9 protein-coding genes and 1 pseudogene are annotated in these 12,937 nt (G+C 68.2%); 5 read left to right on the plus strand and 5 right to left on the minus strand.

Annotation, left to right across the window (positions count from 1 at the left end; genetic code table 11):
- A pseudogene (locus A5624_RS04865) lies at positions 1 to 535 on the plus strand (hypothetical protein); the annotation flags it as partial.
- On the opposite strand, the gene A5624_RS04870 reads toward A5624_RS04865, so the two are convergent.
- The 3 genes from A5624_RS04870 to A5624_RS27200 all read right to left on the minus strand — a co-directional run bounded on the left by A5624_RS04870 (position 497) and on the right by A5624_RS27200 (position 4,416).
- The gene (locus A5624_RS04870; RefSeq protein ID WP_156748816.1) at positions 497 to 1,360 is read right to left on the minus strand and encodes a hypothetical protein; all 864 of its coding nucleotides are present in this window, start codon (positions 1,358 to 1,360) and stop codon (positions 497 to 499) included. The pseudogene A5624_RS04865 and the gene A5624_RS04870 sit on opposite strands and share 39 nt — an antisense overlap.
- Positions 1,361 to 1,527: 167 nt before the next feature.
- A complete protein-coding gene (locus A5624_RS04875; RefSeq protein WP_156748817.1) occupies positions 1,528 to 3,288 on the minus strand; it encodes a hypothetical protein in 1,761 nt (586 codons plus the stop codon).
- Between the two features lie 273 nt (positions 3,289 to 3,561).
- The gene (locus A5624_RS27200; RefSeq protein ID WP_082990485.1) at positions 3,562 to 4,416 is read right to left on the minus strand and encodes a M15 family metallopeptidase; all 855 of its coding nucleotides are present in this window, start codon (positions 4,414 to 4,416) and stop codon (positions 3,562 to 3,564) included.
- A 273-nt stretch (positions 4,417 to 4,689) separates the two neighbouring features.
- Between A5624_RS27200 and A5624_RS04885 the strand changes: the two genes are divergently transcribed.
- A complete protein-coding gene (locus A5624_RS04885; protein WP_082976060.1) occupies positions 4,690 to 5,358 on the plus strand; it encodes a sigma factor-like helix-turn-helix DNA-binding protein in 669 nt (222 codons plus the stop codon).
- On the plus strand, positions 5,358 to 6,425 hold the full coding sequence (locus tag A5624_RS04890) for an Ig-like domain-containing protein (RefSeq protein WP_066862419.1): 1,068 nt from the start codon (positions 5,358 to 5,360) through the stop codon (positions 6,423 to 6,425). The genes A5624_RS04885 and A5624_RS04890 overlap by 1 nt, the downstream gene beginning before the upstream one ends.
- Positions 6,426 to 6,471: 46 nt before the next feature.
- Here the strand turns inward: A5624_RS04890 and A5624_RS04895 are convergent, their stop codons facing one another.
- Positions 6,472 to 7,209 (minus strand): DUF899 domain-containing protein, encoded by a 738-nt coding sequence (locus A5624_RS04895; RefSeq protein ID WP_066862424.1) that lies wholly within the window; start codon positions 7,207 to 7,209, stop codon positions 6,472 to 6,474.
- A 28-nt stretch (positions 7,210 to 7,237) separates the two neighbouring features.
- On the minus strand, positions 7,238 to 8,008 hold the full coding sequence (locus A5624_RS04900; RefSeq protein ID WP_066862429.1) for an SDR family oxidoreductase: 771 nt from the start codon (positions 8,006 to 8,008) through the stop codon (positions 7,238 to 7,240).
- Positions 8,009 to 8,168: 160 nt separating this feature from the next.
- Between A5624_RS04900 and A5624_RS04905 the strand changes: the two genes are divergently transcribed.
- Both A5624_RS04905 and A5624_RS04910 read left to right on the plus strand, forming a co-directional pair.
- The gene (locus A5624_RS04905; protein ID WP_066862432.1) at positions 8,169 to 9,125 is read left to right on the plus strand and encodes a sigma-70 family RNA polymerase sigma factor; all 957 of its coding nucleotides are present in this window, start codon (positions 8,169 to 8,171) and stop codon (positions 9,123 to 9,125) included.
- Positions 9,126 to 9,307: 182 nt separating this feature from the next.
- Positions 9,308 to 12,937: HAD-IC family P-type ATPase (locus tag A5624_RS04910; RefSeq protein WP_232002203.1), on the plus strand; the 3,630-nt coding region annotated here is incomplete at its 3' end.

Raw genomic sequence — 12,937 nt, forward strand, 5'->3', positions numbered from 1 at the left:
GCCCCCGCCACCCCCCCCCCGCATGTCGGTGTCTTTCAAATACATGTCCGCGACCATCGGCTTCGCGGCGGCAGGGGTGTCGACCTGGGACGGGGTCTTCTTGGCCGACCCCAACTGGTACGTGCCTGGCATGCCGAAGGGCGGGCTGTTGCCGGCGCCGAACGCAGCGGTCACCCAGGGTGACGCCGCGCTGACATATGGGCTGCCGATCGCGATCGTCGTGGTCAAAGACCTCAACATCTCGGTGCAATGGAGTGGCCAGGACCAAGCGTCGTTGAGCGGCAATGGCTTTGTCGGTCCGTTCTCGCTGGCGGGTGCCTCGAGCACCACGTCCGATGGGACGTGGACCTATTCGCGACCGGGCATGCAAGTGGTCGCGCTGTTGTGCAGCCACCTGCCGGTCCTCCCGCCGGCGGACGCGCCCGATCTCGTGCAGCCGCCGACGGCTGTCGGACCGCAAAGCACCTCCGCGGATGGTTCGGTCACGGCCTCGGGTTCAGACCCCGCCGCGCAGGACAACGCGGGCGGTTCCTGATCTGCCGATCAAACGCATGCCCAGAGTCCTTGTGGCCCACAGTATCAATCCGGGGCGCGGGTGGACCAACGCGAACGCCTCAAGATGACACCCCAGTGATCCGCGCCCCGCTCGGCGGGCATCAGGTGGCGGATCGATCGGGCCGCGCCAGATGATCGGATATGGCCTGATGCGTGGGACGTCGGAGGTGGGCGTCAGCTGCGGAAGCACCCGAATGGCTTGCCGCACGGCCGCGGCGTCGGCTCCCGATGGTCGAGCCGCGGTCGTAGACAACGGAATGCGCTGCAGCACGGCTGGATTGAGCCTCGCCACCGGCGCCACGGTCGTCGCCGGTGGTGTCGACACCGCCGGTACGGCGTTCTCCGTAGCGGCGGCCACCAGCGCCGGATTCAACTCATGAAGATAGGTCAGGTTCTGGACCGGGGCATCCTGCTGCTCCGCCGGCTTGATCGTCCATAGATAAGGATTGACGGCCCGCTGCAGCTGCAACTGCGGGCCGCTGCTCTGCGGCGGGGCAGCGGTTTGCGCCTGCGTCGAGTCGAATGTGGACCAATAGGTCGAATCCGGCAGCACCCAGTCGTCTGGCACACAGGCGAACTCGGGCGTGACGCCGGCAGGGCTGAGCATCGTTTGAGCCATTGCGATTTCGGAGTTGATGCGGGTCCAAGCATCACTCCCGACCGGGGCGGTCGGCCGGGCCGCGGTCACGGCGAGCCGATAGATCTGGCTCGCCGTGCCGTAGTAGAGATCCTGGCCGTGCACGGAATATTGGGACGGTGACATCAGGTAGGGCGCATCGAAATTCGGCACCAGGAAGGCGGCCATCCGGGTGGGGTTTACCACGCCGCCCTGCACGATGTCGTCCGGTGTCGGCAACGCGAACGGCAGAAAGACCAACGAGACGTTGGAGTTCCCGGTTGCGAACGCGTGCACGAAGACATCCGTCACCTTCTCGCCAACCGTTGCGAGTGTGTCCCCGCCGGCCATGACGATCAGCTCCCCGCTGCCGGTGTGGCTCCGGCCCCCGCCATCGCCTCCGGTGAGTTCTCCGAAGTTGGCTTCGGCAGTGTGGGGTCGTCCATCAGCGGGGCCGCGGGCTGAATCTGCCCGATCCAGCCGGCGATCTGCGATCCCAGCAGTTCCAACGTCCCGCCCTTCTTGCCATCGGACGTGAACGTGAAACTGGAACTGGTCTGCTGCGATCCGAAGGCACCGGAGGACTGCTGATCCTGGTGCTGGGCCGAACCCTTCATGAAGAGATAGCCCCCCGACACCGCGACCGAGTTCGAACTCGACTGTCCCGAGCCCTGACTCGCCTGCGCGGCCTGACTGAAACTGCTGCCGAAGTCACCCCAGTCGTCGCAGGTGATCTTGACGTTGCGAATAATGAGGAACCCCTTAGGAAGCATCGGCAGGATCGCGGGACACTTATCGCCGATCTGATTGGCAACCGTCCCGTCGCTGATGCTGTTGGCGCGCTGACCTACCAGATACCAGCCCTTGAGGTTGAAGATGTCACCGAGGAACCAGGGACGCTCGATTGTCGCGATGAAGTACTCCAACGAAACCGAAGCGGAGCTCGAACTATCCTGGTGGGTCGTCCAATTGAACTGGTTTGCGTTATTGGCGAATGCGTTGGACGCATCGGCGTGGCTGCCACTGGCGGAGGCGCTGTAGATGCCGACGTCGAACCCGCCGCTGCCACTGTTCGATTGTGACTGCTGCCGTTGCCAGTTGCTCGCGAAGGAACCCGTCCCGGAGTTCGTTCTCGCATCGTGCGCCTCGCTAGTCCCCGTGATCTTTTGGACGCCGAAGGATTCATCCGTGTAGTCCCACCAGGACATCGGGCTGATGTACGACCAGGGAACATTGGCGGAGATTCCGCCGGCCAGCTGCACCTGAAACGCGTCATACAGTTGGCGCGCCAATGCGGCCAGCGCCGTGACCGCGCTCTCGCCTTGCGTCGCAATCGTATCCAGAGCGTCCTGCACCTGCTGGCGACCCATGCTGTTGAAATCGTTCAGCGCCTGGGTGACCTTGTTCGCATAGCTGCTCGCCACGATCGGCCACTCCTGCCCCGCGATCGGATCGGCCATGGCCTGCGCATAGGCACTCGCCTGCGCGGCGATCGCGTCGGTCCAGGCCTGTTGGTTGCGCCGGAACTGCGCGTAGAGCGGCGTGTAGCCGACGCGGTTGCCGTTGGCGTCCTTGATGTAGAGCAGGTCCTGCGCCGCGGCGATCTTGTCGAGGACCGCTTGCGCCGGGGTCGACTTGTCCATCGGCTGCATGCCCTGCACCACGGTGAAGTACTCAACACTGACATTTCGATCGGGCCAGGCAGTTGCGACGCCGTTCTGCGTCACTTCCAGCATCTGGTCGACGAGCTTCGAGGTAAAGAAGGCCGCCTGAATGGACGCCTCCAGCTGCGGGTCGGGCTTGGCCGGCGGCGGATAGACGGATCCCGGCGGGCCCGGCGGCGGAGTCGAGGAGGCTGCTTGGGCGGGCGCGGAGAATGCGCCGTCATTGCTGAATTGGCTCGAAGAATCTCCCCCGGCCGGCGTCCATGGATTGGCGAACATCTTGGGGTCGATCGGATATCCGGTCGGCATGTGCATGTAGATCGCCGATCCCAGCGGCTTCCCGTCGGGGCCGATCTGGCTTGCAGCGACCTGGTTTTCGATCTGATCCAGTGCGTCGAGCAACGCTTTCGTAATGCAGCCGACACTGCTGAGCTGCGAAACTCCGTCTGGCATGGGACTCTCCTCGTGATACCTGAGCGTTGCGTAACGCCCTGTTGCCGCCCCGATGGGCGCTACCGGCTATGCAACTCTCACCTGCCCGCGACGGGCACGCGTAGTCGACTACTCGATCCCGCGCTCACTCGCTCACTTTCGGTCCGCCCGTTCTTGATTCAGGTCTCCGCGGTGGGTTCAGCCAATGGCACACGCCGCGCCGCCCGTCCCGAGACAACCTGGGTGAACGTGACGGGACGTGGCGGCGCGGCATCAAGAGCCGGCGGTTGTGTGTCACGGAATCGTTTTGTTGGACTTCCAATCCGCGATCAACTCGTTGGATGCTTCGAAGTGCATGCCGTCAGGCGTGGGAAAGGCGGCGCCCCAGAAGAATCGCTCCGCCTGCATGAACGGCGCGAGGTCGACCAGGCCCTGCTGCACCGTGGTCGACCCGCGCGGCGTGAGCTGCCCGCCGATGGTGATGTCGATGGCCGTGCCCCACGAGTGGTTGGAGAAGTTCGTCGTCGAACCGCGCACATGACGCACGCAGAGCATGCCCGCAGTCCCCAGCAGAAGATAGAGGTCGGGCCGGGCCGATTTGACCGCCGCGAAGACGCGGGTGAGCGCGTCGACCGCCGGCACCAAGCCGGTCACCCGAAACGGTCCAACGCTGGCGGTTTTCAGTAACTTCTGCAGCGCCGGCGATGCCGGCCCACAGCTGTCTTGCGGGGTGCCGGGGACTCCGAGCGTCGACAACATCGTCGCCTGCGACGCGGCGCTGACGCCGGAATTGATTCCGCTCGGGATGGGGACCATTTGCTTGTAGTCGACGTTGACCGACGGGTCGTCGCCGGTGGCAGCCGAGCCGTTATCGGTAGGGGTTTCAACGGTGTTCGACGCGTTCCCACTGGAGTCACCGTTCGATGTGTCCGTCGTATCCGACGTGTCGACGCTGTCGTCACCGTTCGATGCGTCCGTCATATCCGACGTGTCGACGCTGTCGTCACCGTTCGATGCGTCCGAAGTGTCCGCGCCGTCGTCGTCGGTCTCTGCGGTATCGGCCGGCGACGTGTCGTTGGTGTCGGCGCTATCGTCGCTACCAGGATCGGTCATGACGTCGGTCGAGCCGCTGTCAGCATCTTGAGACATTTGTGTTCTCCCTTCGAGGTTCGGCTCGATCCACCGGAAGTCAACGTCATGATCACCGGCTTCAGCCGAAGACGATCGTTTCAGCGGGTGACGTCGTCATCACGCGTAGTGCACTACTCGTCGTCCCGGGCGCTGACAAGGGCGTCGACACCAACTCGGGAGTGCGCCATCCGCGAACGGCCGGTCCGCGGATTCGAGTAGTCGACTACGCGCGTCACACCTCCCCCTGCAGTTGATGATTCACGAGTAAGCGACTACTGGAGGAGCAGGAGCATGTGTCAGACACCGCCGCGACCATGGCGAGATTTCGTGCGCCCCTGGCGCGTGGCGCTGATGGCGGGCGCCGGTGGACTCATCCTGGCGGGCGTCGCAACGAGCGGCCACGTGACCGCCTTGACGTTGATCGCCCTGGGCTGCGTCGTGGTGGTGACCGCGGGAGTGATGCCCGCCATCACTCAGCTCGAGTACGGCATTCCGTCGCTGTTCAAAGTCGTTGTCGCGGTGGCTAATCGGGGCGAGGAGCTGCGTCGCGAATTCAGCGAGCAACGCCCTCAACTGCAGGTGACCGCCAATCTGTTGTGCGACGACCCTGCGATGGCTAATGACCTGCTCAGCGCCGCCATCGCAGAGGCGACCAAACGCTGGCGCGGGCCAGTCAGCGCGGCCGCGGACGTATACGCGCTGTGTTGGTTCGTCCACCGGCTGACGGCATACAGTCGGCTCACCGGCAGCCCACCGCCCGACACGGTCCCCGCCGCCAACCGGGCGTTGGGGCGACTGTCGCAGACTCAGCGGATCATCCTGGTCCTGGCCACATACGCCGACCTGTCGGTCGAAGACATCGCCGACATGGTGCACCTACCGCCGGTAGAGGTGGACGCGTACATTGCGCAGGCCGATGCGGCGCTGGCCGCCGCAGACGTTCCGGGCGGGGACCGCTGATGCCAAACCCCGCCCTGTACGAGGCGTTGGAAAGCGCCGCCCGAGAACGCATCGGCAGCCATCCGCTGAACGTGGACCGGGCCGTGCGAATCGGCCTGCGCCAGCTGAGGATCCGGATGCTCATCACGTACGCGACTGGGCTGGCCGCCGCATCGGTAGTGGCGATTACCGCGGTCGCCACGCATTTCGCGCTCACGGCGCCTGCGCATCTCAGTGCCGGCCCCGTGCCCACGATCGCCTCTACCAGTGAAACGCCGAGCACCACAGCCACTTCCACGACTACCGAGACACCGAGCACCACAACCAATCCCACGACTGCCGAAACGCAGAGCACCCCAACCGATCCCACGACGCCCTCCGGCACCACCGGTGTGAAGCCGCAGACCCTGGCGGCGATCACCGTTGCGCCCCGCGAGGTCACTTTGGCTCAAGGATCCACACAACAGCTGAGGGCCACCGGGACTTACACCGATGGGTCCGCCCACGACATCACCACTGACGTCGACTGGACCACTGATGACCCTGCAGTCGCAGCGGTCGGTCGCGACGGGCTTGTCACCGCTGTGGCTGGTGGTCCTGGCCGCCCGCAGAGCAGAACTGCAATACGGGCAACCATCGCCGAACGCTCGGCCTCAGTAGCGATCATCGTCATGCCCCATGACCTGACCGGAATCAGCATCCAACCCCCGACCATCCAGAGTTGCGCAGGCTCGTACACCCTTGTCGCGGCGGGCACCTACTCCGATGGCACTGCTGCCGACCTCACCGACGTCCAATGGACCAGTGACAACAGCGATTTCGCGTCGGTCACCCAGCGAGGACAGTTGACCGTCAAAACTCCTCGCCCTAACCCGACGCTCAGAGCAATACCGCGAAACCTGCGTGCCGTCATCACCGCGACGGCCTCGGGGCAGACGGCTCGGGCGGTTGTCGAGTGCGTCCGGTCGGAATCGTCGACGTCCAACACTCCGCCAACGTCGTCGGCCACTCCGACCACGCCCCCCGCGGCGTCGCCGACCCGAGTTCCGACGACCCCGTCCAGCGCCGCCAGCGTGCCCCTTCGCTAGCCGTCGCGCCGAAGGCTAAGGGCGGAAGTAGTGCCAACGGTCGCGTTCAGTCGACGCGCGGCGGCCGGATGTCGTTGGGATCGTTGGGGTCCGGCTCGCCGAACCAGCGCGACGGCTCGTGCATGCCGTACGCGTCGTGCCAGTCCCACCACTCGTAGGGGGCGCTCTGCGGGTAGCCCTCCGGTGAATCCTCCCAGTTTTCCTGGCGTCCCAACGCGGTCATGTCGAGGAAGCTCCACGTGGTTCCGAGCGCCTCGTCGCCGCGATTGTTGATGAAGTAGGTACGGAACACCCGGTCGCCGACACGGATGAAGGCGTTAGTGCCGTGCCATTCGTCCACGCCGAAATCGCTGTCGAATCCATCGGTGATGGTGTACCACGGCATCTTCCAGCCCATCCGCGCCTTGAGTCGCTCGATGTCGGCCTGCGGTGCGCGCGAAACGAACACCAGCGTGGTGTCGCGGGCGTTGAGGTGGGCCAGGTTGCCGACATGGTCGGCGATCATCGAGCAGCCCCGGCAGGCGTGGTCGGGCCAGCCATGGATGTCGGGCCCGTAGAACGCGCGATAGACGACGAGTTGTCGCCTGCCGTGGAATAGGCCCAACAGGTCGACCCTGCCCTCGGGTCCGTCGAATTCGTAGGCGGAGTCGACGGCCGTCCACGGCATCCGGCGCCGCATGGCCGCGAGGGCGTCACGGGCCCGGGTGAGTTCCTTCTCCTTGGTCAGCAGTTCCTGATGCGCGCTCGCCCACTGCTCGGCCGACACGATCGGCGGTGTGTTCATCGCTGTCTGCCTTTCGTCTCCAGGGCTCTCAGGCAAGCGGCGACAGGCCGGCGGCGGTGAGCAGGTACGCGTCATGGTCGGTGGCCGCGCCGGTGGCGATCTCGAGCACCGACTTGCCGACCTGTTCGGCCGTGAGGGCGGGCCCGGCGGCCTGCACGAAGGAATCGACGTCGACACCTTGCCGCTCGGCGTAGGCCGCGACGGCGGCGGCGCCCAGGTCGGTGGCCGGCGTCAACCGCGGCAGCACGGCGGTGAAACCGATCCCTAGGCCCGCGCGTTGCGATTCGGCGGCGGCGTAGCTGGTGATGAACCTGACGGTAGCCTTCGCGCCGGCATAGCCGCCAGACAACGGTGATCCGTTCACCGCGGCGCCGCTGGACATCACGATCACCGAACTGCCCCCCGCCAGCGGCCGGCGCACCGCGCGGCTAACCCAGTGGAACGCCTGCGCGACGTCGGTGTTCCAGTTCACGCTGAACGTCTCCCAGGTCTGCTCCTGCAACGGCGCCATCGGCGGCGTCGCCCCGGCGCACAGCACCAGTGTGCGCGGCCGGTATTCGTCGATCAGCCGGTCGGCCGTGGCCGGGTCGGCGGCGTCAGCCACCACCGGGGTGAAGGCGTCGCCGAGCTGGGTGCGCACCTCATCGAGTTGTGATCGGGTGCGCGCGACGCCGGCGACCCGTGCGCCGGCCGCGACCAACGCGGAGGCGATGGCGCGGCCGAATCCGCGGCCCGCGCCGGTCACGATGGCGGTGGTGTCGGCGAGGCCGTCGGTATGGGCGGTGCGGGACTGGTTCATCGTCGTTCTCTCTCTCTGCTGTGGGTGCTGCGGCCGTGGCCGCGTCTTCACCAATTCAGATACGGCGTGACGGCCGGATTCATCGCGTGCGGCCCGATGAATTTCGGCGGCCCGATGTCTCTAAGGGAGTAGGTTCTTCACCCACCGGAAGGAGAGGCTCGTGCCGGCGCAGGAGGATTTCGTCGAACAGGCGGCGCCTTTTCGTGCCGAGCTGATCGCGCACTGCTACCGCATGCTGGGTTCGGTGCACGACGCGGAAGACCTGGTCCAGGAGACGTATCTGCGGGGCTGGCGCGGCTATCGGGCGTTCGAGGAACGCGCGGCATTGAAGACGTGGCTGTACCGCATCGCCACCAACGCCTGCCTGCGAGCGCTGGAGAACCGCGCCCGGCGCGTGCTGCCGATGGGGGTCGGCGACGGATCGGTCGACCCGGACGCCGATTTCGACGCGAAGGCCGGCGCGCACGCCTGGCTCGAGCCGATCCCCGACGCGATGATGTTCAAGAGCCCGGAAGACGATCTGACCGCAAAGCAGAGCGTGCGGCTGGCCGTGATGACCGCCCTTCAAGAGCTTCCGGCGCGGCAGCGCGCCGTGCTGATTCTGCGCGATGTCGTACAGTTCAGCGCCGCCGAGGTTGCCGAGCTTCTCGAGACCACGCCCGCGGCGGTCAACAGTTCGCTGCAGCGCGCCCGGGCCCACCTCGCCGAACTCTCGCCCGCCGAGGAGACCGTGTCCGAGCCCGACGATGCCGAGCGCCGCGAATTGCTCGACCGGTATTGCGCCGCATTCGAAAACGCGGACATGGCCGCGCTGACGGCGCTGCTGCAAGCGGACGTCAAGCTCGAAATGCCGCCTATGCCAGTGTGGTTCACCGGCCGCGACGCCGTGCTGCGGTTCCTCGCCGGACGCGCCCTGGCCCCGCCCGGCGACGTTGTGATGATCCCGACAGCCGCGAATGCGCAACCTGCCGTCGCCGAATACCGGCGTGGCGCCGATCAGACGATGCGGGCCCATTCGATTCACGTCTTGACCACCGGCGTTACCGGCGTCGCGAGCATCACCGTCTTCCTCGACGCCGGGATGTTCCCCACGTTTGGTTTGGCGGCAACCCGGTAACCTCTGAGCAGGGACGCAATCGCACCCCTTGCTCTCTAAGGGAGGCCCGACCTGCATCGGCTCGCATCGGCTCGCGTCGTCTGCGGTGTCCTCGCACGGTTTTACCTTCCCGGCCCACGTGTGGACAGGTCCTCCACCCGTCAGGATCATTAGGCGCGGTAGACGTAATTGAAGGGTGACGAGTGAAGATTCCCGGCGTTTCCAGCGTCGTCGCCGGCGTAGCCGGCGGAGCCGCGCAGGTGGTGCGGGCAGGAGTGTCCACCGCGGCGGGCGCCGCGGGCGCGCTGCAGACGTTGGCCAGTCCGGTGACCGACCTCGCCGGCCCGGTCATTCAGTCGGTTGCCCAAACGACGGGCCGCGCGATCGGACTGGACGGTTCGTCCGGCGGCTCCCCCACCGCGATCCTGCCGCCGGTGCGCTGGCACAGCGGGCACCGGGTGCACCTGGATCTGGATCCGCTGCTGCCCTTCCCGCGTTGGCACGAGTACGCGCCGGCCGTGGAGGAGCCGGTGCGCCGGATCCCGGGTGTGGCCAAGGCGCATGTCGAAGGCTCGCTGGGCCGGTTGGTGGTGGAACTGTCCGACGACGCGGACGGCGACGCCGTCCTGGACGAGGTGCGCGCGACGGTCTCGTCGATCGCCTCGGACATCACCTGGTCGAAGTCGGAGTCACCGCCGCTGTCCGCGCCGTTCGCCGACCCAGGCAACCCGCTGGCGATTCTGGTGCCCCTGACCGCGGCGGCCATGGATGTCGTCGCGATGGGCGCCGCGGTCACCGGATGGGTGACCCGGTTGCCGGCCGCGCCGCAGACCACCCGGGCCGCGGCCGCGCTCATCAACCATCAACCGCGGATGGTCTCGATCCTGGAGGCGCGGCTGGGCCGGGTCGGCACCGACATCGCGCTGGCCGCGACCACGGCGGCCGCCCACGGTCTGACGCAATCGTTCGGCACACCGCTGCTCGATCTGACGCAACGCACCCTGCAGGTCTCCGAGGCGTCGGCGCACCGCCGCGTGTGGCGTGACCGCGAGCCACAGCTGGCCTCCCCCGACCGGCCGCAGGCTCCGGTGGTCCCCGTCATCTCCTCGGCCAAGTCGGAGCTGCCGCGGCACAGCTGGGCCGCGGCAGCCGCCGGTGAGGCCTCCCACGTCGTGGTCGGCGGCACCATCGACGCGGCGATGGACAAGGCGAAAGGCTCGATGGCCGGGCCGGTGGAAAGTTACGTCGATTCGGCGGCCAACGGCTCGCTGATCGCCGCCGTCAGTGCGCTGGTCGCCGGCGGCGGCACCGAGGACGCGGCCGCGGCCATCGAGGCCGGGGTGCCCAGGGCCGCGCACATGGGCCGCCAGGCGTTCGCGGCGATATTGGGCCGCGGGCTCGCCAATTCCGGGCAACTGGTCCTCGACCCGGGCGCGCTGCGCCGCCTGGACCGGGTGAAGGTCGTCGTCATCGACGGCGCCGCGCTGCGCGGCGATCATCGCGCGGTCTTACGGGTCCGCGGGGACGCTCCCGGCTGGGACGACGACCGGGTCTACGAGGTGGCCGACGCGCTGCTGCACGGCGAGGAGGCGCCCGAGCCCGACGCCGACGAGCTACCGGCGACCGGGGCCCGGCTGAAATGGGTTCGCACCCAAGGACCTTCGGCGACACCCGCGCAGGGCCTGGAAAGCGCCGACCTGATCGTGGACGGCGAGTGCGTCGGCAGCGTCGACGTGGGCTGGGAGGTCGACCCGTACGCCATCCCGCTCTTTCAGACCGCGAACCGCACCGGCGCGCGGGTGGTGCTACGCCACGTCGCGGGCACCGAGGACCTCACCGCCAGTGTCGGGACCACGCACCCGCCCGGCACGCCGCTGCTCAACGTGGTCCGGGAGCTGCGCGCCGACCGTGGGCCGGTGCTGCTGATCACCGCGCTGCATCGCGACTTCGCCTCCACCGACACCCTGGCCGCGCTCGCGATCGCCGATGTCGGTGTGGCCCTTGATGATCCGCGCGCCGCCACGGCGTGGACCGCCGACATCATCACCGGCACCGATCTGGCCGACGCGGTGCGCATCCTCTCGGCGATCCCGGTGGCCCGCTCGGCCAGCGAATCGGCGGTGCACCTGGCGCAGGGCGGCACCACGCTCGCGGGTCTGCTGCTGGTCACCGGCGAGCAGGAGGCGGGCACCAGCCCGGTCAGCTTCCGGCGCTGGCTCAACCCGGTCAATGCCGCCGCGGCCACCGCCCTGCTGGCGGGAACCTTCTCGGCCGCTCGGGTGCTCCGGCTGCCCGACCCCACACCCCAACCGCTGACCGCCTGGCACGCACTGGATCCCGAGATCGTCTACTCGCGGCTGGCCGGCGGGGCGCGGCCGATGGCCGTCGAAACCGAGCCGTCCTGGCGGCGGCGCCTCGACGACCTGTCGTACAGCCCCGCGCTGCAACCGCTGCGCAAGCCGTTGCACAGCGCGGTCCGGCTGGCGTCGGCCACCCGCACCGAGCTCGCCGATCCGCTGACCCCGATCCTGGCCGTCGGCGCGGCGGCCTCGGCGATCGTCGGCAGCAACATCGACGCGCTGCTGGTCGCCGGCGTCATGACCGTCAACGCGATAACTGGTGGCGCGCAACGACTTCGGGCCGAATCCGCCGCCGCGGAGCTGTTCGCCGAGCAGGACCAGCTGGTGCGCCGGGTGGTCGTTCCGGCCGTCGCGACGACCCGCCGCCGGCTCGAGGCCGCCCGACACGCGACCCGCACGGCGACGGTGTCCGCCAAGTCCCTGCGGCCCGGCGACGTCATCGACCTGGCCGCACCCGAAGTGGTGCCCGCCGACGCCCGGCTGCTGATCGCCGACGACCTCGAGGTCGACGAGTCCCTGCTGACCGGCGAATCGCTCCCCGTCGACAAGCAGGTGGATCCCGTCGCGGTCAACGACCCCGACCGGGCCAGCATGCTGTTCGAGGGCAGCACCATCGTCGCCGGGCACGCGCGCGCCATCGTGGTCGCCACCGGCGTCGGCACCGCCGCGCACCGGGCGATCTCCGCGGTGGCCGACGTCGAGACCGCCGCCGGAATCCAGGCCCGGCTGCGCGAACTCACCAGCAAGGTGCTGCCGCTGACGCTGGCCGGCGGCGCCACGGTGTCGGCGCTGGCGCTGCTGCGGCGCGCGCCGCTGCGCCAGGCGGTCGCCGACGGCGTCGCGATCGCGGTGGCCGCCGTCCCCGAGGGCCTGCCCCTGGTGGCCACCCTGTCCCAGCTCTCGGCCGCCCAACGACTGACCGCGCGCGGGGCCCTGGTCCGCGCGCCGCGCACCATCGAGGCGCTCGGCCGCGTCGACACCGTCTGCTTCGACAAGACCGGCACGCTCACCGAGAACCGGCTGCGCGTGGTGTGCGCGGTGCCCGACGACGTCGACCCGCACGATCCCTTCCCCAAACTGACCGACCCGGAATCGGCCGGACTGCTGCGGGCCGCCGCGCGCGCGTCGGCTCAGCCCCAGGAGGGCCAGGGACATGCGCACGCCACCGACGAGGCGATCCTGACCGCGGCGAGTTCGCTGAACGGCCAAAGCGATTCGGACTGGGCGATGGTCGCCGAGGTGCCGTTCGAGTCCAGCCGGGGCTTCGCCGCCGCGATCGGCACCGTGGGCCACGACGGCGCTGCCAATGGCCAGCCCGCCGAGGCGCCGGTGCTGGTGCTCAAGGGGGCGCCCGAGGTCATCCTGCCGCGCTGCGCCACGGCGAGCACCCGCAGCCCCTGCTCGGCGAGGCCGTGCACCACCGCCTCGGCCCGCTCGAGGTCGGCGTCCGGGTCGGCGAATTTGCAGCCAATC

The organism is Mycobacterium sp. 1482292.6, from assembly GCF_001672995.1.
Taxonomy (GTDB): domain Bacteria; phylum Actinomycetota; class Actinomycetes; order Mycobacteriales; family Mycobacteriaceae; genus Mycobacterium; species Mycobacterium europaeum_A.

Bases quoted from the DNA above. Each gene is read 5' to 3' on its own strand.
- A5624_RS04885 (WP_082976060.1), top strand. From the start codon at position 4,690: ATGTGTCAGACACCGCCGCGACCATGGCGAGATTTCGTGCGCCCCTGG.
- A5624_RS04875 (WP_156748817.1), bottom strand. From the start codon at position 3,288: ATGCCAGACGGAGTTTCGCAGCTCAGCAGTGTCGGCTGCATTACGAAA.
- A5624_RS04870 (WP_156748816.1), bottom strand. From the start codon at position 1,360: ATGGCCGCCTTCCTGGTGCCGAATTTCGATGCGCCCTACCTGATGTCA.
- A5624_RS04890 (WP_066862419.1), top strand. From the start codon at position 5,358: ATGCCAAACCCCGCCCTGTACGAGGCGTTGGAAAGCGCCGCCCGAGAA.
- A5624_RS27200 (WP_082990485.1), bottom strand. From the start codon at position 4,416: ATGTCTCAAGATGCTGACAGCGGCTCGACCGACGTCATGACCGATCCT.
- A5624_RS04895 (WP_066862424.1), bottom strand. From the start codon at position 7,209: ATGAACACACCGCCGATCGTGTCGGCCGAGCAGTGGGCGAGCGCGCAT.
- A5624_RS04900 (WP_066862429.1), bottom strand. From the start codon at position 8,008: ATGAACCAGTCCCGCACCGCCCATACCGACGGCCTCGCCGACACCACC.